The 26,978-nt window shown below is 35.3% G+C and carries 27 protein-coding genes; 21 read left to right on the top strand and 6 right to left on the bottom strand.

The window, feature by feature from the left end; all coding sequences use genetic code 11:
• The first annotated feature begins 99 nt into the window (after window positions 1-99).
• The 3 genes from ACI6PB_RS11395 to ACI6PB_RS11385 all read left to right on the top strand — a co-directional run bounded on the left by ACI6PB_RS11395 (window position 100) and on the right by ACI6PB_RS11385 (window position 2,855).
• The gene (locus ACI6PB_RS11395) at window positions 100-1,206 is read left to right on the top strand and encodes a DMT family transporter (protein WP_025085651.1); all 1,107 of its coding nucleotides are present in this window, start codon (window positions 100-102) and stop codon (window positions 1,204-1,206) included.
• Between the two features lie 108 nt (window positions 1,207-1,314).
• The gene (locus ACI6PB_RS11390; protein WP_309510693.1) at window positions 1,315-2,232 is read left to right on the top strand and encodes an aldo/keto reductase; all 918 of its coding nucleotides are present in this window, start codon (window positions 1,315-1,317) and stop codon (window positions 2,230-2,232) included.
• A 29-nt stretch (window positions 2,233-2,261) separates the two neighbouring features.
• Window positions 2,262-2,855: an NAD(P)-dependent oxidoreductase gene (locus ACI6PB_RS11385; RefSeq protein WP_025085653.1), complete on the top strand. Its 594-nt coding sequence runs from the start codon at window positions 2,262-2,264 to the stop codon at window positions 2,853-2,855.
• A gap of 107 nt (window positions 2,856-2,962) precedes the next feature.
• Here ACI6PB_RS11385 and ACI6PB_RS11380 read toward each other — a convergent pair whose 3' ends face one another.
• Window positions 2,963-3,997 carry an IS30 family transposase gene (locus tag ACI6PB_RS11380; protein WP_059075255.1) on the bottom strand — a complete coding sequence of 345 codons (1,035 nt, stop codon included), beginning with the start codon at window positions 3,995-3,997 and terminating at the stop codon, window positions 2,963-2,965.
• A gap of 243 nt (window positions 3,998-4,240) precedes the next feature.
• On the opposite strand from ACI6PB_RS11380, the gene ACI6PB_RS11375 reads away from it, so the two are divergent.
• The 9 genes from ACI6PB_RS11375 (at window position 4,241) to ACI6PB_RS11335 (ending at window position 10,909) form a co-directional block, all read left to right on the top strand.
• Window positions 4,241-4,543, top strand: a complete 303-nt coding sequence (locus ACI6PB_RS11375) for a hypothetical protein (protein WP_025086280.1) — start codon at window positions 4,241-4,243, stop codon at window positions 4,541-4,543.
• A gap of 145 nt (window positions 4,544-4,688) precedes the next feature.
• Window positions 4,689-6,299 (top strand): PTS transporter subunit EIIC, encoded by a 1,611-nt coding sequence (locus ACI6PB_RS11370; RefSeq protein ID WP_404327440.1) that lies wholly within the window; start codon window positions 4,689-4,691, stop codon window positions 6,297-6,299.
• Window position 6,300: 1 nt separating this feature from the next.
• A complete protein-coding gene (locus tag ACI6PB_RS11365; protein ID WP_025086278.1) occupies window positions 6,301-6,786 on the top strand; it encodes a PTS glucose transporter subunit IIA in 486 nt (161 codons plus the stop codon).
• A 55-nt stretch (window positions 6,787-6,841) separates the two neighbouring features.
• Window positions 6,842-7,309 (top strand): helix-turn-helix domain-containing protein, encoded by a 468-nt coding sequence (locus ACI6PB_RS11360; protein ID WP_025086277.1) that lies wholly within the window; start codon window positions 6,842-6,844, stop codon window positions 7,307-7,309.
• A 62-nt stretch (window positions 7,310-7,371) separates the two neighbouring features.
• Complete coding sequence (locus ACI6PB_RS11355) at window positions 7,372-8,142, top strand: DeoR/GlpR family DNA-binding transcription regulator (RefSeq protein WP_404327439.1); 771 nt, start codon at window positions 7,372-7,374, stop codon at window positions 8,140-8,142.
• 161 nt (window positions 8,143-8,303) lie between these two features.
• On the top strand, window positions 8,304-9,179 hold the full coding sequence (locus ACI6PB_RS11350) for an ABC transporter ATP-binding protein (protein ID WP_309511211.1): 876 nt from the start codon (window positions 8,304-8,306) through the stop codon (window positions 9,177-9,179).
• 1 nt (window position 9,180) lies between these two features.
• On the top strand, window positions 9,181-10,038 hold the full coding sequence (locus ACI6PB_RS11345; RefSeq protein ID WP_404327438.1) for an ABC transporter permease: 858 nt from the start codon (window positions 9,181-9,183) through the stop codon (window positions 10,036-10,038).
• 12 nt (window positions 10,039-10,050) lie between these two features.
• Window positions 10,051-10,509, top strand: a complete 459-nt coding sequence (locus tag ACI6PB_RS11340; protein WP_404327437.1) for a LytTR family DNA-binding domain-containing protein — start codon at window positions 10,051-10,053, stop codon at window positions 10,507-10,509.
• Between the two features lies 1 nt (window position 10,510).
• Window positions 10,511-10,909, top strand: a complete 399-nt coding sequence (locus ACI6PB_RS11335; RefSeq protein WP_025086282.1) for a DUF3021 domain-containing protein — start codon at window positions 10,511-10,513, stop codon at window positions 10,907-10,909.
• A gap of 198 nt (window positions 10,910-11,107) precedes the next feature.
• Here ACI6PB_RS11335 and ACI6PB_RS11330 read toward each other — a convergent pair whose 3' ends face one another.
• From ACI6PB_RS11330 to ACI6PB_RS11320, 3 genes are read right to left on the bottom strand one after another with little or no spacing between them, the layout of a single operon-like run.
• Window positions 11,108-11,605: a zeta toxin family protein gene (locus ACI6PB_RS11330; protein ID WP_025086283.1), complete on the bottom strand. Its 498-nt coding sequence runs from the start codon at window positions 11,603-11,605 to the stop codon at window positions 11,108-11,110.
• 17 nt (window positions 11,606-11,622) lie between these two features.
• Window positions 11,623-12,291 (bottom strand): ABC transporter ATP-binding protein, encoded by a 669-nt coding sequence (locus ACI6PB_RS11325; protein ID WP_025086284.1) that lies wholly within the window; start codon window positions 12,289-12,291, stop codon window positions 11,623-11,625.
• Window positions 12,291-13,343 carry an ABC transporter permease gene (locus ACI6PB_RS11320; RefSeq protein ID WP_404278405.1) on the bottom strand — a complete coding sequence of 351 codons (1,053 nt, stop codon included), beginning with the start codon at window positions 13,341-13,343 and terminating at the stop codon, window positions 12,291-12,293. The genes ACI6PB_RS11325 and ACI6PB_RS11320 overlap by 1 nt, the downstream gene beginning before the upstream one ends.
• 128 nt (window positions 13,344-13,471) lie before the next feature.
• Between ACI6PB_RS11320 and ACI6PB_RS11315 the strand changes: the two genes are divergently transcribed.
• The 5 genes from ACI6PB_RS11315 (at window position 13,472) to ACI6PB_RS11295 (ending at window position 19,361) form a co-directional block, all read left to right on the top strand.
• Window positions 13,472-14,026, top strand: a complete 555-nt coding sequence (locus tag ACI6PB_RS11315) for a TetR/AcrR family transcriptional regulator (RefSeq protein ID WP_025086286.1) — start codon at window positions 13,472-13,474, stop codon at window positions 14,024-14,026.
• Between the two features lie 107 nt (window positions 14,027-14,133).
• Entirely contained in the window at window positions 14,134-15,756 is a 1,623-nt protein-coding gene (locus tag ACI6PB_RS11310; RefSeq protein ID WP_025086412.1) for an APC family permease, read from the top strand.
• Window positions 15,757-16,238: 482 nt separating this feature from the next.
• Window positions 16,239-17,867 (top strand): APC family permease, encoded by a 1,629-nt coding sequence (locus tag ACI6PB_RS11305; protein ID WP_025085152.1) that lies wholly within the window; start codon window positions 16,239-16,241, stop codon window positions 17,865-17,867.
• Window positions 17,868-17,973: 106 nt separating this feature from the next.
• Window positions 17,974-18,510, top strand: a complete 537-nt coding sequence (locus tag ACI6PB_RS11300; protein ID WP_025085151.1) for a DUF1836 domain-containing protein — start codon at window positions 17,974-17,976, stop codon at window positions 18,508-18,510.
• 2 nt (window positions 18,511-18,512) lie between these two features.
• Window positions 18,513-19,361 (top strand): DegV family protein, encoded by an 849-nt coding sequence (locus ACI6PB_RS11295; protein WP_025085150.1) that lies wholly within the window; start codon window positions 18,513-18,515, stop codon window positions 19,359-19,361.
• Window positions 19,362-19,847: 486 nt separating this feature from the next.
• On the opposite strand, the gene ACI6PB_RS11290 is transcribed toward ACI6PB_RS11295, so the two are convergent.
• Entirely contained in the window at window positions 19,848-22,172 is a 2,325-nt protein-coding gene (locus tag ACI6PB_RS11290; RefSeq protein WP_309510698.1) for an ATP-binding cassette domain-containing protein, read from the bottom strand.
• 185 nt (window positions 22,173-22,357) lie between these two features.
• Between ACI6PB_RS11290 and ACI6PB_RS11285 the strand changes: the two genes are divergently transcribed.
• Entirely contained in the window at window positions 22,358-22,936 is a 579-nt protein-coding gene (locus ACI6PB_RS11285; RefSeq protein WP_025085148.1) for a TetR/AcrR family transcriptional regulator, read from the top strand.
• A gap of 134 nt (window positions 22,937-23,070) precedes the next feature.
• Here the strand turns inward: ACI6PB_RS11285 and ACI6PB_RS11280 are convergent, their stop codons facing one another.
• Window positions 23,071-23,601, bottom strand: coding sequence for a PadR family transcriptional regulator (locus tag ACI6PB_RS11280; protein ID WP_025085147.1), 531 nt, complete (start codon window positions 23,599-23,601; stop codon window positions 23,071-23,073).
• Between the two features lie 68 nt (window positions 23,602-23,669).
• Between ACI6PB_RS11280 and ACI6PB_RS11275 the strand changes: the two genes are divergently transcribed.
• The 3 genes from ACI6PB_RS11275 to ACI6PB_RS11265 all read left to right on the top strand — a co-directional run bounded on the left by ACI6PB_RS11275 (window position 23,670) and on the right by ACI6PB_RS11265 (window position 26,936).
• On the top strand, window positions 23,670-25,106 hold the full coding sequence (locus tag ACI6PB_RS11275; RefSeq protein WP_056955812.1) for an MFS transporter: 1,437 nt from the start codon (window positions 23,670-23,672) through the stop codon (window positions 25,104-25,106).
• Window positions 25,107-25,179: 73 nt separating this feature from the next.
• The gene (locus tag ACI6PB_RS11270; RefSeq protein ID WP_056955811.1) at window positions 25,180-25,863 is read left to right on the top strand and encodes a GTP pyrophosphokinase family protein; all 684 of its coding nucleotides are present in this window, start codon (window positions 25,180-25,182) and stop codon (window positions 25,861-25,863) included.
• A gap of 608 nt (window positions 25,864-26,471) precedes the next feature.
• Window positions 26,472-26,936, top strand: a complete 465-nt coding sequence (locus tag ACI6PB_RS11265) for a MarR family winged helix-turn-helix transcriptional regulator (RefSeq protein WP_158136974.1) — start codon at window positions 26,472-26,474, stop codon at window positions 26,934-26,936.
• Window positions 26,937-26,978: the final 42 nt, after the last annotated feature.

The raw sequence follows: 26,978 nt of genomic DNA, 5'->3' as shown, positions 1-26,978 counted from the left end.
CTCTTTTTTAAAATTGGAAACACTTTCATTCAAATAGACCCCAAAATCAGGAGTACACTAAGAATATTGACTTACAAAAAATGGGGATGAAATTAAGTTTTGAATTTAAAGAGTTTCTTTTATATATTGATACCAACGTTTCTTTTCAGTTCTATGGAAATTGCCTTGAAGATTGCTGGTGGCCAATTTAATCCAATTGAATTGAACTTTGTCAGATTCTTGATTGGTGGTTTGGCTCTTTTGCCTTTCACTATGATGTACATTAGAAAGCACAGTGTCAGATTATCTAGATCTGACTTTGGACGTATTGCTTTAACCGGCTTTGTTATCGTGGTTTTGAGTATGACGTTGTATCAATTATCTATCGGGATGGCTACTGCTTCAGTTATCGCTATTATGTTGAGTGCTAATCCTATCTTTGGTTTAATTATTGGTTTCGTATTCTTAAAAGAAAAATTATCTAGAACTAATGTCTTGGCTCTAGTTTTAACTTTGATCGGTCTTTTGATTATTATTAATCCGTTCCACTTGAGTGGTGCTATGGGTATCATGTTAGGATTGCTTTCATCAATTCTTTTCGGTGTTTATGGTGTTATGTCACGTGTTAATGGTGGCAAAATTGGATTAAATGGTCTTTCAATGACTTGTCTATCATTCTTGTTTGGTTCAGCTGAATTGGGTGTTTTGATGGGTCTAAGTCACTTACCAATTGCTCAAAATATTCCAAGTAACTATTCTGAATTTATTAATATTCCTTTCTTCAAGGGAATTACCTTACAAACATTACCATTGATTCTTTACATTTCTGTCTTGGTTACTGGTGTAGCCTTTGGATTGTACTTCCTTTCAATGGAGAAAGTTGGTATTCTTCAGGCTTCATTGATTTTCCTAGTTAAACCAGCTTTGGCTCCAGTCTTGGCTTTGATTGTTTTAGGCGAGGCTATGAAGGTTAACACTATTATTGGTATCGTTGTTATCCTACTTGGTTCATTCGTCACTCTTATGGGTGAAAAAATTGCTTACAGTGTTATGGCTATTTTTAGACGTAATAACCCTGAAGCACATCAAGAGGTTGATGAGTTAGCTAAAGTTAAAGAAGAACTTGAAAATGGTGAACTTGCTAAACGTGGACGTGCTACTGAAGAAGCTGTTCGTCAATCGATTGAAGAAAAACGTCAAGCACATGAATTACCATCTGAAAATTAAAATAATTATTTATTAAAATTAAGATTACGAATTAGACGTAATCTTATTTTTTTTGTCATAATTGAGCTATTATAAAGGTAACGGTTTCAAAAATAGTGAGGTGAACGTATGACTGATTTAGTAAAGATTGGTAACACGGATGTAGTAAGTAAAAAATTAGGCTTAGGGACGAATAAAGTCGGTGGCCATAATATTTTTACTGGTTTAAAAGATGAAGACGGTTATGCGGTAGTTAAAGAAGCTATTGAAAGTGGCATTACTACTTTGGATACAGCCTACATGTATGGTTTAGGACGTTCAGAGGAAATTATTGGCGATGTTATTCAGGATTATGACCGCAGTAAATTAGTTATCGCTACAAAGGCAGCTCAAGATTCTAGCAATAATAAAGTTGATAATAGTCCAGAATTTTTGAAAAAGTCTGTCGATGAAGCATTAAAACGATTGAAAACAGACTATATTGATATTTTTTATATTCACTTTCCAGATGAGAAAACACCTAAGGATCAAGCTGTAAGAGCTTTGAATGAGCTCAAAAAGAGTGGCAAAATCAGAGCTATTGGTGTTTCTAACTTTTCATTGGATCAAATTAAAGAGGCTAATAAAGACGGGCTTGTTGATATTGTTGAAGATAATTACAGCCTATTACACCGTGACGCTGAAAAAGAATTATTCCCATATTTGAAGGAAAATAAGATTTCCTTTGTTCCATATTTCCCACTAGCGTCGGGCTTGTTGACTGGGAAATATAGATTCAGCGACAGTGATAAGTTTAGTCAATACAGTCGTGAAAAATTTGGCGATATTATAACTTCATTGGAAATTGTGGAGAAGATTGCTGACAGATACGAAGCAACCGTCGCCCAAGTAATTTTAGCTTGGTACATGCAAAACCCTAATATTTCGATCGTAATTCCAGGGGCTAGAAAACCGGAACAAGTTGATCAAAACGTTAAGTCATTAGATATCAAACTGAGTGATAAAGATTATCGCACGATTGACGAAGCTTTTATGGATGTTGAATAGCTTTGAATTAATTGAAAGAGGGATAAATTATGACTAAGAAAGCAGTTATTTTAGGAGCAAACGGATTTGCAGGTAAGGAATTTGCTCAACAACTTTTAGAAGATGATTATACAGTTACAAGTATTTCTAGAACTGGTGAACCAGTTGGAAATGATTCATGGCACAGCAAGGTTGATTGGAAGATTGGAAATGCTTTATCCAAGGGATTCTGGACACAATATTTAAAGGATGCGGATGTTGTTATTGATACAATCGGTGAGTGGCATGAAGATTCTAACGAGAACCTTACTTTTGAAAAAGTTAATTATGAGAGTGCTCTAAATATTGCCGACGCAGCTGAAGAGAACAATGTTCCTGTCTTTGTTTACTTCTCAGTTGACGACATTCCTAATGCAAACAAGAGATATATTCAAACAAAACGTGATGCCGAAGATGATTTGAAGAAACGCAAATTCAGAAGTGTTATCTTGAGACCAGCTACAATGGTATCCGATGAGGAAGCTGTTGATAGTAATGAACCACACAGAAGTTTACCCGTCAGCATGGTTGTTTTGGCAGCCCTTGACGCTGTTGATAATGCTAAGGAGAATGTTACTTTAGGTGTTGAAGATATCGATCAATAATTGATTGGAAAAACAAAAAATCCGAAAATTTCAATAACAAGTTAGCCACTTGGACAAAATAAATTGAATCCAAGTGATATCAGTATTTGAAGTTTATAAATATGTCTTTAAGCGCCACAGGAACTAGCAAAGAGTTCTTGTGGCGTTTTATAGTTCAATAACTTTCTAGGCATATTGTTGAGCTTAAATTCTATGTCTCTTATTACTTTTGGGCTGACTGTATCCAGTGACAGCCCTTTGGGCAAGTCACGACGTATCATTCGATTATGTACTTCATTTGTTCCACGTTCACAAGATGTATATGGGTGTGTGAAGTAAACATCCGCAACGCCAGCCATATCAGATGATAGATTAGAGAACTCAGGGCCATTGTCTGCAGTGATTGAATTGATAAGATCACCATAGTTCTTTATGATCTCTTTCATAGCATAATCTACAGAGTCGGCATCTCTACCGTCAATAAGTCTCATTATTTCAAAGCGTGTCTTACGCTCTATGAGCGTTAAGACGACACTCTCATGGCCATTTCTTTTGCCCACAATCGTGTCTATCTCAAAGTCCCCAAAGGATTCTCTGCTATCAACACTTTTAGGGCGTTTCTCAATACTACGACCAAGTAGACGCTTATGCTTTTTTGAAGTATGTTGCTTAGTCGGTCTAGTTGACTTTTCTACCAGATCAATATTCCGGATTTCAAGTCGTTGTTCATCAATATATTTGTAAAGTGTAGTAGTACAAACCATTTCATCTACTAAGAATAATTCTTCGTTCTTAGCTCGTCCAACGGCCGTATCAGGTGACCATCCATTATCTATGAACTGGCTTACAAAGAAGCCTAAAAAGGCTGTGACTTGGTCGAATTTAGAAGGACGATGGCAAAGCTTACGGTTCTTTACATACTTTTGATGTGCAGTGTCAGGAAAGTAGCAATTCAAGTGTTGAACTTTACCATTAACTTTCTTGATCTGCTCAACAGTACCTCTGTTAATTTCATTATTAATAGTCTGAGGTGAAACGCCGATAGCTTTAGCTATCTGGCGATTCGAGTAGCCAATTGAATGAAAGGAAGCAATCTTTCCACGTTCAATTTCAGTTAAATGATGTCCTTTAGGACGATTTATGATATTCTGTTCTAGCACCAAGACGAAAAACCTCTTTCATTGTTTGTGTGAGAACTCCAATGATACCTGATTTTTACGTCTTGGTGTTTTTATTTTGTCATTTTTCTAAAGTGGCTAACTTGATTATAAAATTCGCCAAAACAAAAAATCTCTAGATATTAGAAAAAAATCTAATATCTAGAGATTTTTTTTGCATTTTTACTTGTTATGAAACGCGTTTGATGGACTACAGTATTTTCTGTAAACAAGAAGGGACGTGAGTAAATGTTTGAATACGTACAGGTGATAGCACCGCAAAATAAAGTCACAGTGGGTTATGTAGACTATTCTTTGAATGACGACGAGCTATTGGTTAAAGTATTAGACTTGAAAAATTTAACCAATAAGCAAACTTATCATCTATCCTTGAAAGAAATTTCTGATGTTAGTAAAGAGGAATATCAAGGTTGGAAAAAAATAGAATTTATCCATCGAGGATTGGAGTTTGTCTTCATTTGGAGTGGTTTTGGTGAGTATGACTATTTTAAAAGAGACGCTTTATCACAGATTGTAGATAATCATCTGTAAGCATTTGAAATCGGAAATGCTGAAAAGCACGTAGATAGTTTCTTGAAATAAAGAAGAAACTGTCGGTTTGGAATAATTGCATGCTAGTATAAATAACGTTAATTAACAATTAGGTTACCGGTAACCCTGATAAGGAAGGGTTAATATGTCAAAGAATAAAGAGGGAAGTAAGGCTTTTGCTGCACTACAAAATGTCGGTAAGACTTTCATGCTTCCAATCGCTTTATTGCCTGTTGCGGGACTATTTTTAGGAATCGGTGCTTCATTTACAGGTGCATCATTTATCAAAATGTATCATCTAGAGGCAATTTTAGGACCAGGTACATTTTTGAACAGATTACTAACGATTTTTAATGATTGTGGTAGTGTTATTTTTAATAATTTGGGTCTCTTATTTGCTGTTTCAGTTGCTCTTGGTTTGGCTAAGAGTGAAAAAGGTGTCGCGGCACTGTCAGCTTTAGTTGGCTACTTCATGATGTATGCCACTATGACTAGTGCCATTGTTAACTTTGGTGAGCTGGAACGTCTAAAGAAAATTGGCGGTCTACTTACAAATATGCTTGGCTTCACTAACACCATGAATACTGGTGTTTTTGGAGGAATTTTTATTGGATTGATTTGTGTTTGGTTACATAATAAGTATTACAAAATCAAGTTTCCCGATGCTATTTCATTCTTCGGTGGCACACACTTTAGTCCTATTGCCGGCGCCTTAGCTGGTATTGTTGGAGGATTTATCATGGCCTTTCTATGGCCATACATTGCTATGGGAATTGCTGGATTAGGTACTTTGATTGGTAAATCGGGTTACTTTGGTACTTTCTTCTACGCATATGTTTACCGTGCTTTGATTCCATTTGGTTTACACCATGTGTTCTACTTACCATTTTGGCAAACAGCTGTTGGTGGTACTGCTACTATTGCTGGTAAATCAATTGTTGGTGCACAAAATATTGTCTTTGCTCAAATGGCTGCTGGTCAAAAGATTTCATGGGAGGCTGCTAGATACTTTGCCTTTGAATTCCCAGTTATGATTGGTGGTTTTCCAGCTGCTGCTTTGGCCATGTATCATTGTGCCAAAAAGAATAAGCGTAAGGATGTTAAAGGTTTGTTACTATCATCTTCATTGACATCAATTTTGACAGGTATTACTGAACCACTAGAATTTACTATTTTATTTGCTTCACCATTCCTATTCTGGGGTATTCACTGTGTCTTGTTTGCCTTCTCAGCAGTCTTTGTTTCCTTATTGAAGATTGGTGTTGGTTTCACGTTCTCCGGTGGTTTACTAGATATGATTCTCTATGGTGTTTTGCCTGGACAAGCTCGTACTAATTGGTTGGGCTTAATACCATTGATTTTATTCTACTTTGCTTTGTATTACTTCGTCTTTAAATTTGCTATTCTCAAGTTCAACTTGAAGACTCCTGGTCGTGAAGATGATGAAGAAGAAGCTGTTCTACATACAAAACAAGATTATGTTGATGAAAAGAATGCTAATGGTGAATCAACTGATAGTATTCCAGCTATGATTGTTGATGGTTTAGGTGGAAAAGATAATATCAGTACCTTCGAAGCTTGTGCTACCAGATTACGTGTTGGTGTAAATAACTCTGATATTGTTAAGAAAAACCTTTTGAAATCCACTGGTGCTGTGGGAACAGTTGTCCATGGAAAAGGTGTTCAAGTTATTTATGGTACAAAAGTTTCAACTATTGGACCAGAAGTAGAAGATTATTTAGGAATTGAGGGATAATATGGGTTTGTTCAATTTTAAAAAGAAAACAGATTTCTTCGCTCCCGTAGCGGGAAAACTAGTTGCACTTGATAAAGTAAGTGACGAGGTCTTTTCTAGCGGTGCGATGGGTAAAGGATTTGCAGTTGAACCTAGTAATGAAAATATTTATAGTCCTGTGAAGGGAACGGTCAGTCAACTTTTTCCGACGAAACATGCTGTAGGGATAAATTGTGGAAAAATGGAAATTTTGATTCACATTGGAATTGATACCGTTGATCTAAAAGGTGCTCCGTTTGAAACTTTAGTTAGTGTCGGCGATGAAGTCGATAATAATACGAGACTAGTTAAAGTTGATTTTGATCAAATTAAAGCAGCTAAAAAGGATTCAATGACAATGGTTTTGATTACTAATTCAAATGATGTTTTGAAAGATTATAATCAGGTGGCTGAAGTTGGTAGTCAAGTTGATAATTTGACTAAAATTGCAGACGTCAAAGAAAAATAGATTTTTGAAGTAATCCTCCCATGGTCCTCAAAAAAAGATTATAGGAGGTTTTACTTTGACTAAAATAAGTTATGGATTGAAATTAAAGGTAGTAACAGCTTACCTACAAGGTGAAAGTTCTATCAATTTGCAGAGAAAATTTAGCATCAGTAAATTTAGTGTTTTCAATTGGGTACAACGATATAAAAAATATGGTTCTGAAGGTTTGAAAAAACGCACGGATAGTCATGAATACGATGGCGATTTCAAATTACGTGTATTAAAGTGGAAAAAGTCTCATCAGGCAACTTATGCCAAAACGGCGGATCACTTTCAAATCAGTAACCCGGGGACAATTGCCAACTGGCAGAGAAGATATGATGATGTCGGTTGGACAGGGACAGGCTTATTCAGAAAAGATGTTCAGCAATTAGTTATTGATCGTGAAAAAATAAGTGAGCTAGAACATGAGAATGAACTATTACGTTCGGAGATATTGTCATTGCGGGCAATAAAGTTAGATAGTGCAACAATTGAGTTCTGATGGGGGATTAACTTCAAGAATAACTATTTTTCGGGTAGAGAATGATAAGGGGACGAGTGCGGATGATTCCTAAGGAAAAAAGAGAAGTGCAGATTTTAGAAGTATTAAAAGAAAAAGGTTGGTTATCAACCAAACAGATTGCGGATCATTTTGAGATAGACTTTGATACTGCTAGAAGGGATGTTCTGCATTTAACCTCTACTGGCCAAGCTATTCGAGTTCATGGCGGAATTATGATCACTCAAGGTGATGAAGTACCTGAATTCTTGAATAGAAAGCGTATTTTGTCACCCGTTAAAACTTCAATGGCTAAAATCGCAGCGACATATGTTCATCCAAATAAACTTTATTTTATCGGGGCTTCTACGACGTTAGTGCAACTTTGTGATCTATTGGGGGAAGTTGATACGACAATCGTGACGCACGGCATCGACAACGCTGAACATTTGATGGAAAATAAATTTCCTAGAGTTGAGTTGTTAGGTGGAATTGTTGATAAGATCAATCGTTATGCATCATCACTGGATACATTGATCCGCCTGAATGATTTTGTTTTCGACGGTGTCTTTATCGGTGCTTCTCGAATCACGGATGAAGGTGACATAACAGTCATGGGTAAAGCTGATGCAGCTATTTTGAGAAAAGCTGTTCAACGAGGTAAGAAGATAATTTTGGTTACACAGAATTATAAATTTACGACTAAGAAAACTTCGCCTTACGTTGTAACGAATTGTCAACAAGTCGATGTGTTAGTTACCGACAGGGGCTTAGATCCTAAATATGTTAGTTATTTTAGAGCTAGTGTAGTTTTTAGAACAATTGGAAATAAGTAAAAAATAATACCACGTTACAGTATGCAATATACATACTATAACGTGGTATTTTATGTTTAAAAATCAACATCTTAACAATCAATTTTGACCACTTATCGAAGAATTAAACCATGATGAAAAAGTCCTGGCTATAATGAATTCACTCAATAAAGGAGTTCAAAATTATGTTTTTACAAGTTCAAAATCTTACTAAAAAATTCAATCATAAAACAGTTGTTAAGAATGTTGATTTATCAATCAAAAAAGGTGATTTGGTAGCTTTCTTGGGTCCTAATGGGGCAGGGAAATCAACTACGATCAATATGTTGATTGGAATTATTCAACCAACTCAAGGTCAGATATCTTTAAATGGATTCACTCCTCAAGAGAAAGCATATCGTCAAAAAATTGGTGTTGTTTTTCAAGAAAGCATTTTAGATGATGATCTAACAGTCAGACAAAATTTAATGATCCGTCGGGGGTTGTATCAACATTTAAATAATAATCTCGATTATTGGATTGAAAAATTTGCGCTACAAAAAATCATCGATCAGAAATATCGAACTTTGTCTGGAGGTCAGAAGCGACGAGTCGATATTGTACGTGCATTACTGCATGAACCAGAGGTTCTATTCCTCGACGAGCCGACAACAGGTTTGGATATTCAAACTAGAGAATTAATCTGGCAGGTTCTTAATGAATTGCGCCGAGAAATGAATTTGACCATAATTTTGACAACACATTATTTAGAAGAAGCTGAGGAAGCAAACTTTGTTTATGTAATTGATCATGGTGAAATTATTGCGTCGGATTCTGTGGAGAATTTGAAATGTAAATATGCTCAGAATCGTTTAACAATGAAGGTTAGATCAAAGAATGTTCAATTACCGGGAAAATATCAATATCAACGGGATGGGTACAAAATTTTTGTATCTGTTTCAACATCAGATTGTTTAGAAATTCTGAGTCAGTTATCTGACCAAATAGTCAGTTTTGATTATCGTCAAGGCAATATGGATGATATATTTTTAAATCTGACAGGGAGAGAGGTCGAATAGGATGAAAAGTTTAATTGAGCGTAATTTAAGATTGTTCTTCTCTAGTAAAAGTAAAGTTTTCTTCTCATTATTGGGAGCGTTGATTTCATTTGTACTCTATTTAGTTTTTTTAAGACAGAGTATGCAAGAAAGTTGGTCAGCACTTAAAGATTCACAAAAAATATTAGATTACTGGTTGATAGGTGGAACGTTGACAGTCACGACAATAACCACTACCGGAGGTGCGATGACCAATTTAGTTAGTGATCGTGAAAGCAATCGATTAGCTGATTTAGTTTTAACTGATACCTCCTACACTAAAATTACGTTATCCTATCTATTGAGTGCTTGGATAATTGGTTTTATTATGCAAGGTTTTATGTACGCCATCATGCAAGTTTACTTCATGATTCAGGACAAGATAAGTTTTGATGGAGTAGTTTTTCTAAAGTTATTAGGATTGATGATTTTAAGTAGTTTATTGTGGTCAGCGATCAATCTCTTGATTTTTACTTTTGTAAAGACATCTGACACCTTTGGAAAAATCAATACGATTATTGGAACTGCAGCTGGATTCTTTGCGGGAGTTTATTTTCCTATAGGAGCTATGCCTACTTTTGCTAAATCATTAATTAAATTAACACCAGTCCCATATAATGCTGCAATTTATCGACAGGTAATGATGAATAAAGAACTGAATCATGCATTAAAAGGATTACCTGTGGATAAAGTTTTGGATTTCAAAAAATCAATGGGAATCGTTATTGGTAAAGGATTTTCCACAGAGACATATAACATGGGAATAACTTTTATAATTGTGATTGTCCTAATTCTGGGACTTTATCGATATAATAAAAATGTAGTTCTAAATAAAGTTTAATTAGGAAAACTTATGAAAATAGAAATTAATTATCAACAAAAAGATGACATGCCGGTGGACAAAGCTAAAGTAACCGTTGAGGCACAAAGTTTTTCTGACGACGTCCAAAATTTGATGAAGACAATTGATAATTTGGATAATCATACTGATGTTGTACCGTTAGCGGTAGATGATCGTGTTGTTATGATTCAATTGGATAAGATTATTGCGATTGAAGTATACAAAAATGAATTAACGGTTTATACACAAGTCAAGGCGTATAAATTAAGGGGAAAATTGAAAGAAATGTATCAACGTCTGAATAATGGTGACTTTATCCAGATTTCTAAAAGTGCTGTGATAAATCTGAATCATTTGAGTTCATTGGAAGCGTCGTTTTCGGGTAATATGCTAGCTTTTATGGATAATGATGAAAAATTAACCGTTAGTCGTAAATATTTAACACAATTAAAAGAAAGCTTGGGGATGTAAGATGATAAGAAAACTTTTCCGTTATGGCTTGATTGGAATTCTGATTGGATCGTTGACCTATTTAGCAATTCTTATTATGCAGGGCACAACCACAGTTACACCTCAAAATATTTTTAGCATTTGGTTGATGAGTCTTTTTATTGGTTGGTTATCGATGATATTTGAATATGATTTGAATATTTTATTAGAAATAGTGATTCATTTTGTAGTGACTCTAGCTTTGGTAATAGCAATGACTTCTTATAACGGTTGGTTTGGTATTTTATCCAAACACAGTTGGAACAATCTGTTTATGTTTGTTATTATTTATATCTTTATTTGGTTAGGAATATATCTCAATCAAATGATTGATGCTAAGAAATTAACTAAATTAGTAAAAATGCGTAATAAAAAATCCTAAATGATCTTAAATCAGAAAAAGTGTGAATGTGCTTAAATTCTTACTACAGACTAAATAGCATTTCGCTTATTTTTCTTGAGATAAGTATGTTTAATACGTAATCATTGTAAAGTGATTTGATCTAGTAAACCAAAAACAACCTCTATTAAGAGATTCAAGTAAAGGAACATATCTTGAATACTTAATAGAGGTTGTTTTCTATTCTTTAAATTTTAGATAGTCAGTGATGACTTGTTGCCTTAAATTTGCGGTACCAACTGCATTTAATTTGTAGTCGGAATTAGTCAGATAGTCCGAATCTAACCACCAAGAATGAAGGTCGGACTCAGAAAAAGGTGTTTTCTTGAGAACATTAAACTTCAATGTGGTTTCAAAAGAAACATCTAAGTAATAGACCAAGACTCTAGGAGCAAAAGTTTTACACAGTTTTATCAACATTTCACCATAGACATCTTTTCTGAGAATTCCCTCGAGAATAACCACAGGATAATGTTGGTAACCAAATTTTACGATGGTTTCGATGAAATCAATAGCTGGTGTATTTGGATGATCGCTAGCATGTAGAATTTCTCTACGTAAAACGTCTTGTTGAACTAGCAAACATTTATCAGTGCCAAAATACTGTTGAAGGTTCTTGGCTAATGCAGTTTTGCCGCTACCAGAATTGCCACGAAGAATAATTAAAGTCGGTTGCATAATTTAAGCCTTTCAAACTACTTATTTACTTTATTCAGTTTACCATCTTCAATTTGCCAAATTGAGTCAACTAAATCGAGAATACGTTCATCGTGTGTGACCATCACAGCAGCTTTGTTTTGTTGGTGGACGGTTTCTTGGATAATCTGTACAACTTCACGACCACGTTTGGAATCCAGACTGGCTGTAGGTTCATCAGCTAAGATTAAATCAGGTTGATTGATAAAGGCTCTAGCAATAGCAACACGTTGCTTTTCACCACCAGAAAGGGCATTGGGATAACTGCTTAAACGATGTCCTAATCCTAATTGTTTGAGAATAGCAATGGCATCAGTTGATTTCTTATTAGAAATCTTTTGGATGAATTGTAGTTGCTCGGAAATTTTTAAATAAGGAATCAAATCAGAATTTTGGAAAATAAAACCAATCTCGTTTAAGCGAAGTTGAGTCTGCTGTTTTTTCGAAAAATGACTGATATCTTGATTGTTCAACAAAACGGTTCCAGAACTAGGTGAAAGCAAGGCACCCATGATTGTAAGCAGGGTACTTTTACCGGCTCCACTAGGTCCCATAATAGCTGCAAATTCACCCTTTTTCACTTGAAAGGAGATATCCTTCAAAACTTCATTGATATTTTCCCCATCGGGATAATTTTTGACAATATTTTTCAATTCTAAAACTGGCATTAATTGTTACCTCCGATAGCGTTGATAGGATCGACTTTGACAACTTTGATTAACGAGAGAAGGGCACTTAAGAGGGCGATACCGAGAAATAGTAGTCCAGTTCCTAATAGAGTCGTTAAACTGAGACTAAATGGCATTGAAGCTGGCATTTTGAGTTTGATCAAATAGGTTACCAAGAATGAGACGAGAATCCCACTTACAGACAATAGTCCCATTTCGGTTAAAACATGTCCAACTAAGTAACCAGTCTTGGTACCCAAAGCTTTGAGCGTTCCGAAATCACTGATTTTTTGTAAATTAATAATATAGAAGAAAACGGCGAGAACGAATAATGAAATGAGATATAGGAAACCAATCATCAAGTAAAGTGAGCTCTGCTCAGCTGAATAACCAGGAATATTGTTAATTAAAGTCTGTTTACTGATAACTTGATAACCAGATCTCTTGGTTAAATTTTTCTTTAACGCAATAGCGTTGAAACTCTTGGAATCAGGTAGGATGTTTTGGGCCTGTTGATTGTTCAAATAAATAACCGGTGAATGTGAGTAGGACTCAGTATTTGTGAAGCCAGCAATTTTGAAAGTTTTGCCACTGTTTGAGTCCTTGAAACTGTCACCGACTTTGTAACCGTCAGATTCTAATTTACGACTGACATAGACTTGGTTACCATCGGTTTTCTTAACAGATTTAGGAGCAAGAAAACTGTCCTTATTTATAACAAAATAGGCAATATCTGTTTTCTTACTAGCATTGTTTTGTTTTTGAATTGTCATTTGAGCAACACTTAATTTTGTAACGTCGTTATGATATTTGTTTTGGAACTTTTGCCAATCTGGATCAGTTAATTTAGAGCGGTTTAATCGAGCCTGTGATCCCTTTTGTAAAATAAAAGTTTCAGCAGGAGTCTCTTTAATGGCTGAACCGCTGTCGTTAGCCAAACCATTAGCTAATCCGGTAATGAAGAGAACAAGGAAAACAATCAAAAAGATGATTAATCCTAATGCACTAAATTTCCATTTATCGTGTCTGAGTTCCCTTAAAGTTAAATACATGATGTGTACCTCCTTGACTAATGGCTATATAATATTAAGAAGATGCTTTGTGAACAATAAACAAAGTTATTATTTTCGTGTCTTAATACACGAAAATGGCAAAGTTGTGTAGTAAAGGAGGGGACAAATTGAACGAGAATGATCGTCGAACTAGACGAACACAAAAATCGATCCGCGATAATTTCATTGATTTGATGTCAGTTATGCCAATTGAAGAAATAACGATTCAAAAGCTTACTGATAAAGCTGACATTAATCGTCGTACTTTTTATCTTCACTATGAAGATATTTACGATTTGCTTCATAAGACCGAAGATTTTGTCATGAATCGTTTTGGTGAAATACTGAAGGATTTTGAACCTCCCAATGAGGAAAGTGATATAGGGCCGCAATTCTTTAAGGTCGTCATGTCTTACATTGAAGATAATCAAAAAATGATTGGTGTCTTGTGCCGTAATCCCGATTCAGAATTGATGCAAAAATTGATCCAGTTGACTGTTACCAATGGTCAGCAAGTGATTCCTTTTTCAAATCAAGAAGAAGCTGAATATATTTTGAATTATTGTTGTTGGGGAATGGTAGGAGTTTTGCACACGGCGATGCGTAAAAAAGATTTTGATATCACTAAATTGTCGAATTTAGCAGATAAATTGTTAATATCAACAATTGAAATTGATAAATAATAAATAATTTAATTAAAGAAAACGTTTTTAGGCTCTATGTATATAAATTCAAAAGTGTAGAATATAAAATTGTGCTTAATATGTATATAAATTTATAGGAGCTTATTATGGAAGATTTAGAACCAAAAAAGAACTATATAAGCTGGCCTATTCTTGCCTTAATGGATTTCGTTACCGTAATTGGTTTTGATGATTTAACTTATAACTTCCAAAACCAAGGTATGGGTGTCATCACTTCATGGGTTATCATGTTATTTCTATATGTTATTCCATATTCATTAATGGTTGGTCAATTGGGATCAGTTTTCAATCATGAAGGTGGGGGACTTACTTCATGGGTTCGCGGTACTAGTGGTGAATTTCTAGGTTACTTTACTGCGTGGACTTACTGGGCAGCTTCAATTCCTTATGTTGTTGATACTGCTAATTCAATCGTTGTTGGACTCGGATGGGCCTACAACGGTAATGCCAAGATGCAAAGTCAAATGTCAAACGGTTGGTTTGCTTTTTGGACATTAGTAACTTTTATTGTCTTTATTTTTGTACAATCTCGTTTCAAACGCTCACTTGAAGTTTTGAGTACTATTGGTGGTATTGCCATGTTTGGAATGACTGTATTGTTTGTATTGATGACTTTTGCCGGACTTGCTGCTGGTGGTCATATTGCAACACAACCAATGAATCTTCATACCATCGTACCTAAGTTTGATCTTCACTATCTAACAACGATTGGTTTGTTGATTTATGCGGTTAACGGTGCTGAACTTATTGCACCTTTCGTTACAAAGATGCGTCATCCTAAGCGTGAATTCCCTAAAGCCATGATCATGTTAGCCGTTATGACGGCCTTCTTGACTATCTTTGGTTCATTCTCATTGGGTGTGTTCTTTGATGGATTCAACTTACCAAATGACTTGAAGATGAATGGTTCTTACTACGCATTCCAAGCCTTAGGTAAGCAATATCATATGGGTAATACTTTGATGTATATCTTTGCTTGGACTGAAGTATTTTACCTAGCAGCCTTGTTGGCAGTTCTATTGGACGCTATGACAAGAATGTTGATTTCTGATACAGGTGCTAAGTACATGCCTAAGGTCTTACGTAAAACTAATTCCAATGGCCTACCAGTTAATGGTTACTTATTAACTTGTGGTTTGAGTGCTTTCATCATGTTACTAGGTATTTTCTTACCAAGTATGAATGATATTTTCAATTGGCTATTAAACTTGAACGGAATTATTTCGCCAGGTGTTACTTGCTGGATCTTCTTTGCTTTCATTAAGATCAGACAAGACAGTCAAAAATTCCCTTCAGATTACGTCTATATTAAAAATGATAAATTAGCCCTAGCTGTTGGTTGGTGGTGCTTGATCATCACTGCCGTAGCTACAATCTTTGGTATCGGACCTCAAGATGTTAAGTTTGCTTCATCAACATGGTGGTACGAATTAGTAATTAACTTCGTTGCCATTATCGTCTTGATTGGTTTGGGTGTTGTCTTGCCATATGTAACACGTCGTGAGGGTAGAAGTACTACCGGTTCAGCCTTTACTCGTTTACAATGGACAGGAATCCTGGCTGCGTTGTTCCTAACAATTGTTGGTGACTTGGCTCTAGGTGGTTCTAATTATGAACATAACATCGTTTCAATTGTGCTTATTAGTGTAATTGGAATAGCTTTGGTTATTGCCTTTGGTTGGAAAGAATATAATCTAAAAGAGGCATAATAGAATTTATTAATTTCTTTCTTAGATTATCAAAATTAAAATAAACGGCATCTATTTAGGATAAACGTGTCTACACGTTTCTAAATAGATGTCGTTTTTTATTTCTGAATAAATAATATTAGATTAATTCAAAATATTTATAATCTGTTCGACATTTTTTGTCTAAAGTCGAAGCATTTTCATCAACAGTTGGATTTAATGGTACTTTAATTAAAACCGAGAGAATTTCTTTTTGATAAGAAAATTTTATATATCTAGTTCGTTGCTTTTATGGTAGAATATTTCGAGTCGCTAACTTTCCAAATTGTACACAAAATAGGCAACAGCTACTGTTGCGGTCATGTCGGGTAAGTAAGCGCTTAAATTTTTTTATACTTTCGAATCATTTTTTAATTTATTTAGCAAAAAATATTGTATATTTTAAGTAACCGTTTGGTGAGTAAATTAAGAAAGTATGATTTATTTTCACTGAGGAAAACGCCATGACAGATTTAGGAACAAAGAAGAAGTATATCAGCTGGCCTGTGCTAGCTTTAATGGATTTTGTAACTGTAGTTGGATTCGATGATCTGACCTACAATTTTCAAAATCAAGGAATGGGCGTCATTACGTCCTGGATCATCATGATTTTATTGTATGTTATTCCGTATTCATTGATGGTAGGCCAATTAGGTTCAACCTTTGATGATGATGGTGGTGGATTAACATCGTGGGTCAGAGAAACTAGTGGAGAATTTTTAGGATATTTTGCAGCTTGGACATATTGGGCTGCTTCGATTCCTTATGTCGTTGATACAGCTAATACGATTGCTGTAGCTATGGGTTGGGTCGTTAATGGTAGTGACAGAATGCAGACACAGATGTCGAACAGTCATTTCGCACTATTTACCTTATTGATATTTATTTTCTTCATTATCATTCAGTCACGATTTGAACATTCATTGGAAGTACTGAGTACAATTGGCGGAATTGCCATGTTCGGTATGACTGTTTTATTCGTAATAATGACCGTTACTGCTTTAATGATGGGAGGCCACATTGCGACTAAACCATTAACATTCCATACGATTGTGCCTTCATTCAATCTCCACTATTTAACAACTTTAGGATTTCTGATTTTTGCTATTAACGGAGCTGAAAGAATTGCGCCATTTGTTACAAAGATGCGTAATCCTAATAAAGATTTTCCTAAAGCCATGATTATGTTATCTGTTATGACAGGCTTTTTGACAATCTTTGGATCATTCTCTTTAGGAGTGTTCTTTAACGCTTATCATCTACCAGATGATTTGAAGATCAATGGTTCCTATTATGCTTTTCAAGCTTTAGGTAATAAATTTCATATGGGCAATACTTTAATGTATTTATTCGCCTTCACGGAAATCTTTTACTTAGCAGCCTTGTTAGCAGTACTATTGAATGCGATGACTAGAATGTTGATTTCTGATACTGGTAATAAATACATGCCAGAATTTTTGAGAAAAACTAACTCAGCTGGATTGCCTATTAATGGTTACTTACTCACAGTTGGGTTGAGTGCTTTTATCATGTTCTTAGGCATCTTGTTGCCAAACATGAAAGATATTTTCAATTGGTTATTAAACCTGAACGGAATTATTTCACCAGGAGTTACTTGTTGGATCTTCTGGTCCTTCATCAAAGTTAGAATGAGGGATGATATCTATTCGTCAGGGTATGTTTATATTAAGAATAAAACCATGTCATTGATCGTCGGCTGGTGGTGTCTAGGTCTGACAGGGATAGCTACAATTGCTGCGGTTGGCCCACAGGATGTTGCTTTCGGATCTTCAATGTGGTGGTATGAATTAGTTATTAATTTTGTAGCCATATTTGTTTTAATTGGCTTGGGTTTTGTATTACCATATATAACAAAGAGAGAAAAGAGAAGTCAGACAGGTACAGCTTTTACCAGAACTCAAAGAATTGGAATCTGGGTAACTGTCTTAGCAACTTTACTTGGTGATTTGTATCTGGGAGATACTAATTTCAGTAGTAATGTTGGTTATATCGTCTTATTGACAGCAGTTGGCATCGTTATGACGGTTGCTTTCGGTTGGCGTGAATATAATCTTAAAGAAAGTCTTGAGTAATGTTCAAGGCTTTTTATTATAAATATATCTAGCTTTTAAAACTAGATTGAATAGTATTAATAATTATGATAAATTATATTTGTAATTATAAAAGGAGTGCGTGTTCATGGATGAGTTACAAGAATGGTTAGACAAATTAGAAAATTATCGTTTACCTAGGTTTGAAGATCTACCTGAATTAGATCTGTATCGTGATCAACTTTTAACCTTAGTTGATAAATATATTGGACCAATTTGGTTGGAGGACGGACCAGTAGTAACAACATCGATGGTCAATAATTACGTAAAAAATGGACTATTGCCACATCCCATCAAGAAACGTTACACACGCGAACATTTAGCATATCTGATTGCGATAACTTTTTTAAAACAAGTCGTATCCATCAATGAGATTCAAGCGGGATTGGAAATTCAAACCAATTTAAATGGTGGAATTGCTAAGGCCTTTGATTTCTTCTGTGATAAGCAAGAGTTAGCTTTGAAAATGTTAAATCATCGTGAAGAGGGACAAATCCTCTCAGAGAAGAATCAGTCTTCAGCCTACTTAATGGTTGAAATGGCTACAATGTCTTTTGCAACAAAGCTAATAACTAAGAAAATATTAATGATTGAAAGTAATAATCAAGACGAAAAGAGCGAATAAAAATGGAAAAAATTGCTGTGTTGGTAGATTCTTGCTGCGATTTACCAAAAGAATACCGTGATAAAAATGGCGTTTATGAGTTACCAATGCAAATTGCTTATCATGACAAGACTTATCTTGATCGTGTCGACATTTCAGCCGAAGAAGTTTATGAACATCTTCCTGTTGAAATTCCTAAGACTTCATTACCCTCAGGAGAATCAATCGAAAAAGCTCTAGATGATATTGCTGAAGCTGGCTGTACTCATATTATCTCCATTTCTGTTTCTTCAGGATTAAGTGGAACCTTCAACTTTCTCAAAGTATTTTTGGATGACGATGATCGTTTCACGACGAAATATTTTGATACCAAGCAAGTAGCAATAGCCTCAGGTTTAATTGCAATTGGTGCTAAAGATTTGATAGATGCGGGAAAAAGCTTTGATGAAGTAGCCTCTCAAGTAGCGACTATGATTAAACATGCTGTTGTTTACTTCTGTATTCCCACGCTGACTTATTTAAGAGCTGGTGGTAGAATTAGCGCTGCCGCTTCTGTAGTTGGTGGAATGTTGAAATTAGCACCCATTATTACTTGTAAAGAAGACGGTTCATATACCATTGCTGCTAAAGCACGAGGTATGAAAAAAGGTCAAAAGATGATGCTAGACTTTGCCCAAAAGTTTATTGGTGAAGATAAAAATTATCTAATTGGTATTGGACAAGGTGCTGATGAGGCTGGTGGTAAGAATATGCTGGATTTATTGCATGAAAATGGCATTAAAGGCCAACAAGAATTTACGGAGCAAGTGGGACCAGCTTTAGGTGTTCATACCGGACCTGGATTGATTGGGGTCGCGGTAGTTAAAATTTAGTTTATAGACATAAAAGGACCAGTACTCGGAATTTGAGTACTGGTCCTTTTGGGGAAATAACCATGGGTCTATGTTTTATAGTGGAAGCGGGCTTACTCCGCTCTTTATTGAAATGAGCTACGCGAGGGCAACCCATTCCGGTTTGCTACAGTATCAAAATCGCCCGCCAAGTACGCGTGCAATTCTGATACTTAGGCAAATCCTTGTGGGCTAACCGCCCTTGCTTCGCTCTCTATTGAAATGAGCTGCGTAGGCCAATTTCTTCCGGTTTACTACAGTATCAAAATCACCCGCAAAATACGCGTGCAATTCTGATACTTAGGTAAATCCTCGGAAATTCCCAAGCCTACTTCGCTCTCTATTGAAATGAGCTACGCGAGGGCAACCCATTCCGGTTTGCTACAGTATCAAAATCATCCGCAAAATACGCGTGTAATTCTGATACTTAGGCAAATCCTCGTGGGCTAACCGCCCTTGCTTCGCTCTCTATTCTGATCTTAATGCAGTAGCTGCATCTTTTCTAGCTGCCATACGAGCAGGAATGTGTCCACCAATAACGGTTAGAACAGTACTGATGACAATCAAGATTATCGCATGTACAGGGTTCAATTGAGCAACGCCGCTTAAATCGGTTAGTCCTTTCAAGATAGCATTGATAGGGAAGGTTGCTAACCAAGCAATTACGATACCTAAGACACCTGATGAGACACCTAAGATAGTTGTTTCGGCATCGAAGACTCGGGTAACGTCTTTCTTTCTAGCACCCAAGGCTTTCAAAATACCAATTTCTTTGGTTCTTTCAAGAACTGATGTGTAAGTGATGATACCGATCATGATCATACTTGTTACTAATGAGATACCAGCAAAGGCAACTAAGACATAAGTGATAGCATCCATTAAGCCGCCTGTAAGGTTTGAAACTTGTCCAGCAAGGTCAGTGTAAATAACTTTGTCAGAAGCTTTTTTGTCTTTGTTGTACTTATCAAGGTAGCTTAATACTTTGTCTTTAGTCTTAAATGTGCTTGGGTAAATTAGAATACTTGATGGTGTAGCGGAACCACCTAAGTAGCTAACAAGGCTCTCTTTAGTTGTAGCATCATCGACGCTGGCACCAGTTAGAACGTTAGTATCACTGTTCTTTTGGGCAGTAACGATATCAGAGTTTTTATTAGTATTAACGATATCTTTAGTTAGCTTGTCGCTATATGCGATACCTGATGAGAGAATGTTTTCTGATGATTTTGATTTGACCTTTAAGATACCTGAGATCTTTAAAGTCTTATTGTTAGAATTATTGTAAAGACTGGCAAGATCAGTATTTGGTGTGAAGAGACCAGCTGTTACTTGTTTATAGTAATCATTGTTAGAAACAACTTTGAACTCTTGGCCAACAATTTTATTGAAGTCTAATTTTTGATTGTCTTTAACTTTCATACCGATATTCTTTAGAGCATTGACATTAGTAGAGTTATCACGATCGACAATCAGAACAACATCATTTTCATTCTTAGGAAGTGAACCGGAGATAACCTTGTAATGTTTCTTCAAGAAGTTAGTTCCATTGTTATTTGATGAAGGATATACAGAACTACCAACACCTGTGGATGAAGCCATGGCAGCTGACATGCTGCTCATTGAATTAGAGCTACTTGTGTTTGAGAATTGAGCTGTTTTAACTTTGCCATCGACTTTACTCAAAAGATTCATTCCGGTTGAATAATTATAAGTAATGTCTTTACTTAATTCAGGATTAAGTTTCTTAATGTAGTTTACATAGCTTTTACTCAATTTGTTTGTGTGTGTTGACTTTTCTTGTTGGCTAAGTTTAGCAGTTACCTTTTTAGAACTGGAACTCTTAACCTTAGTATCCGGAGCAGTTTGCTTAGAAGCTGTTTGGGAGATTGTAACTGGGAACTGTGCCAAGGTATTGCCTTGAGTCTTATCAATTTGTTTTTGGAAACCAGATGATAAGGCTAAAACGATGGCAATACTGATGATACCGATACTAGAAGCAAAAGCTGTCAAAGCTGTTCGGGCTTTCTTTGTCTTCAAGTTGGTGAAGGATAATTTCAAAGCAGTCCAGAAGGTCATCTTAGTTTTCTTAAGTTCGAAATTATCCTTAGTAGCATCATCAACGAAAGGATTAGAATCGTCTAAAATTTTACCATCAGCAAAGTTGATAATTCTATCAGCATATTCTTTAGCCAAAGTAGGATTATGAGTAACCATGATGACAAGGCGTTCTTTTGATAATTCCTTGATCAATTTCATGATTTCTTCACTGGTTTCAGTATCTAGGGCACCAGTTGGTTCATCACAAAGTAAAATTTCAGGATCATTAGCAATCGCACGAGCAATGGCAACACGTTGAAGTTGACCACCGGATAGTTGATTAGGTTTCTTGTTGATATGAGGACCTAAGCCAACTCGCTCCAAAGCTTCACGAGCCTTACGCTTTTTTTCATCTGCATTGACACCACTAAGTGTCATCCCCAATTCAACGTTATCGATAATACTTAAATGACCGATAATATTATAACTTTGGAAAATAAAACCAACAGAATTGTTACGGTAGGCATCCCAATCAGATTCGGAAAAATCTTTAGTAGATTTACCATTGATGACTAAGTCACCTGAATCGTAAATGTCCAAGCCACCGATACCGTTCAGCATAGTAGTTTTACCGGAACCACTAGGTCCCAGAATAGCGACAAATTCTTGTTTTCTAAAGGAGACAGACACATCGTCTAAGGCTTTAGTAACAGAATCGCCGACATAATAGTATTTTTTTATGTGTTTTAATTCCAGCATTAATTGAACTCTCTCTAATCTTCAAATTTTTAATGGATTCTAATAAAATTTCTGTTAGAATGTCATTATTGCAACACTATGTTTCACATAATAAAAACAATTTAATGAATTTTCAACCATCAATTTGAGACAAAGCGTCATTAATTAAACGAAAATCATTTATTTGTTGCATTCAAGGAGAAACCATGGTCGGGATAAAAAATAATCGTCGGGCACAATATACCAGAAAGATTATTAAAGAAACAGTTTTATCACTTTTACAAAAAGAATCGATTGATTCTATAACTGTAACGGAAGTTTGCAAAGCTGCTGACGTTAATCGAACAACTTTTTATCGTTATTACGATGATGTATATTCGTGTGTCGACAGTATCGAGACTGATTTTTTAGACAATTTAAAAATCCCTCAGGGTACTTCAATGATTGAAGGATTGAGAATTATGCTAAGGGAATTCTATAAAAATCCGGTATTGAGTAATTTAGTCTTTGTAGAAGGCAAAACGAAATTGCTAGATCGGATGAGTCATTTTCATGATCATGAGGAGATGATTAAGACAACGATGGATAAGTATGAAGCTACTTATATCATGCTGGGTGTCCAAGGCATTATGAAACGTTGGGTTAAGAGTGGTATGAAGGAATCACCAGAAGTATTGACGAATATTATTGTTAAAGTTGTTTTCGCCGAAGAATTGCAGGATAAAAAGTCTCTTTTTGATTTACATGAAGTTAAAGAGGAACAGACTGATTTTTCTGAAGCTTAATTGAAATTGAGCACAGGCTTAAATTGCCGTCTTTCAGACTAGTATCCTGTTCTATTATCTGTGTACGTTTGAATTAGATAATAAATTAAAGAACGGTCTCTATTAATATGTTTAATAGAGACCGTTTTTTAGTGTTATAGATTCTTTAATTCAGAACGCCAGAGCTTCAAATCTGACTTCTTATTAGAAAGTTCTTTTTGAATAATCAATTCACGTCCAAATTGTTCGGGATGGTGAACTACTTCTGATAACTCCAGTTCCAATTGGGCTAGCTCTAATTTTAAAGTTTGCTCTCTCATATTTAACAAAGCTTTTAAAATATCAATATGGTCCTTACCTAAGAAGTGTAAGCGTAAGATAAAATCGTCGTTGTTTAATTGAGTTATTTCTGGTGACAATGGCAATTTTAACCAGTCCGTGAAAGTATCAGTTCCTAATTTAGTTAGTTGATAAACTTTTCTTCGAGAATTATCTTCGGTCGGCTGTATTAAACTGATCAATTCCTTATTCAAAAGGCGGTTCAATTCGGGATAAATTTGGCTGAAGGGTGCGGTCCAGAATTCGGCTTTTTCTTTATCGAAAATCTGTTTGATGTCATAACCAGTCATCGGTTGACGAGTAAGTAAACCTAGAATCATATATTGAAGTGTATTAGAACGTGCCATGGAATGCTCCTTTACAAATTTTTACTATGTATTAAACTATATATTAATATATAGTATAGAGGACGATTATGGAAACAGTTCAAAGAAAGAATTTAACGATGATTTTGATTGGTGTTGGAATCGTTATTTTTATGTCTACTCTTGATAGTAGCATTGTCACTGTAGCGCTACCAGTCTTAAGCAAGGCACTTCACACTAATATGAGTTTGATCAATTGGGTCGTAACAATGTATCTGATTGTGATGAGTAGTACTTTAATGATTTTTGGAAAATTGGGTGATAAGTACGGGAAAATCAAATTTTTCCAATGGGGAACTTTGATCTTTGTCATCAGTTCTGCTTTATGCGCTTTATCAGTTAGCTGGTTGACTCTAATAATTGCTAGAAGTTTGCAAGCAATTGGAGCTGCGATGACAATGGCTACTTCAAATGGAATTATTGTTGAAATTTTTCCAGATGATCGTCGTGGTCAAGCACTAGGATGGATGGGATCATTCGTCTCACTAGGTGGTATTATTGGGCCAAGCTTGGGTGGAATTCTTTTGAACTTCTTCCCATGGCACATCATTTTTTGGCTAAATGTACCGATTGGTTTTATTGCTATTTTTATTCTATTTAAATATTTACCTAGCAGTTTGGATAAGAAATTTGCTAGTGCCAAATTTGATTTGTTTGGTTCGATTTTATTGATTATTGGATTTACCAGTATGTTTGTTGGTATTCTTTTAAGTCAGCAATTAGGTTGGAGTGATTGGCGTATTTTGACTCTAACAATCATTGGCCTAATTCTTTTAGCATTATTGTATCGTTACGAAAATAAACAAGATGAACCTATTTTGCCAGTAACTTTATTTAAAAATAAATGGTTTTCTGTACAATTGTTAACTTGTTTTATGGTCTTTATCATTGATTTCTTCTTTGATGTGATTGCACCATTTTACTTGCAGAATGCTCGAGAGTTCAGTCCCTTGTTCAGTGGTTTCTTCTTATTGATTTTCCCAGTCGTACAATTATTCGTTGCACCAATTTCAGGGAGTTTGGCCGATAAACATGATCCATTTAAAATTACTTTAATTGGATTAGCTATCATCAGTTTTGGTCAGATATTCTATGTTCTTAGTGGATTGCAGAATACTGTTTTGATTTTTGCTTTTGGAGCCGCTATGGCTGGATTGGGTAACGGATTATTCCATTCACCTAATAACGTTTTGGTTATGAGTACAGTTGATGAAAAGGATTATGGATCGGCTGGTAGTGTTTATAGTTTGGCAAGAACAGTTGGGATGGTAGTTGGTTCAGCAATGTCGACAACGTTGTTATTTGGTTCAATGTCAATCTTGAAAGGTTCCAGAGTTACTTCTTACATACCGAGTGATCCACAGTTATTTATTGATGGAATGCATTTGACCTTTGGGTTGTCATGTACTATTAGTGTTTTATTGTTAGTCGGAATTTATTTATGGCATCGTAAAGTGTCAAAAGAAAATCCGTCATTAAAATTATAATATTTAGAGTTAAAATTAGGGCAGCCACTATGGCTGCTTTTTTGATAATTACTAATTTAAAAGGACGGAAAGTATGATACTAGAAAGATCCAATACTATTAATTTGCGGGAATTAAAGTCACAATTAGGGGATTTGGATAACCGACCTGATGTACAGGAACTATCTAAAATGATAAAAATGTATCAACTTTATCAAGCAGGTCAAAAAGAAATCAGTACTAAATTGGAAAATTTGGATTCAGAATTTCAAGTTAATTACGATTACAATCCAATTCATCATATGGAATCACGTATGAAGAAGATTCAAAGTTTGTTCGAAAAGGCTCAACGTAAGGGCTATGATTTAACGGCTGAAAGTATTCAAAAGAATATTTATGATATTGCTGGTATCAGAGTAATAACTAATTACATTGATGATATTTATAAAATCGAAAAGTTACTGACTAGTCAAACTGACGTCACATTATTGAGACGAAAAGATTATTTAAAGCATCCTAAGGAAAGCGGATATCGTAGTTTGCACATTGTAGTTAAAGTACCAGTTTTTCAATCTAAAGGGCCAATTGATGTCCCAGTGGAGATTCAAATTAGAACAGTTGGTATGGATATGTGGGCCAGTTTGGAACATAAGTTACGCTATAAAACAGATACTGATAGCAACTTAGTCGATAAGTATGGCGATCGTTTGAAGGGTTACGCTGACGAACTAGAAGATATTGAACGTGGCATGCAGGATATTCATAGAGATTTGATCTAGAGTAAAGAAGGTATGATTTTTGTTGTAATGCTAACAAATATAACTGAAGTATGCCGTCGTCTGCAAAAAATCTGTGGGCCGCTGGAACGTGGTGGACACGACTTCAAGCTAATAATTCCGCACCTTGTGCGAAATTATGGATCTCGAAGATCGGTCTTATACTAACCTTGCTACGCAAGCTAAGTATAATTTCACCACTGAGGGACCACAAATTTTTTACTACCGACTAGTTCCCTAGTTCTAATATTATCAAGTAGAATTGCAGTGTTTCGAGATTTTTAGATCTACATAATCTAAATAAAAATTTCAAATCAAAAGAACAGCCCCATTAAATATTCAAGATATATGTTCTATATACTTGAGTATTTCCTAATAGAGGCTGTTCTTATTTATTATTCAAATTTTACAATGACACTACCTAGCAAAGCAGGATTTAGTCCGGAGCAACAAGAAAATTAGCTCTAAGTCGGCCCATGGCGTTCCAGCCAAATTTTCTTGTTGTGGAGGACGGCATGGAGAAGTCACTAATAAAAATAAAGAAAAAATTATTGACTTTATATTTTTTTAAGTCTAATATAGTTCGCATACGAACAAAAGGGGAAATTAAGATGCTTAATTTTAAAGAGACGATTGTTTACAATATTAGAGATTTATCGAATCATATTTCCCATTATATTCAAAACAATGATGAAAAAAAGGTTGGTAATAATGTGTTTGTTACACACGGAAGTGAACGCATTTCTCGATTACAAGGCATGACAGCAGGCTTTTTGTATACTCATCAAGATCGACAAGTTATTCAAAAAGACTTAGAGAAAGCGATGTCTATTAGTAAGTCAACTGCTAGCGGGTTAGTGCAGCGAATGGTCAAGAATGGTTTGATCTACACAACTCCTTCACCTGATGACGCTAGAGTTAAATGTCTTAATCTAACTACGTATGCTAAAGACGCCATGAATGAGATCAACAATCAGGCTGAAACAACGGAGAAAGTACTCCAACAAGGTATTTCACCGGAAGATTTGGCAACCTTTTTTAAAGTTATAGATCAAATAAGGAAGAATACAAAATAAAAAAATTTGCGGTTATGGTTCACATACGAACTATATGAGGAC

The sequence above is a fragment of the Companilactobacillus paralimentarius genome, from assembly GCF_963227125.1.
Lineage (GTDB): Bacteria > Bacillota > Bacilli > Lactobacillales > Lactobacillaceae > Companilactobacillus > Companilactobacillus paralimentarius.
This window is presented reverse-complemented; position numbering and strand designations above follow the sequence as displayed.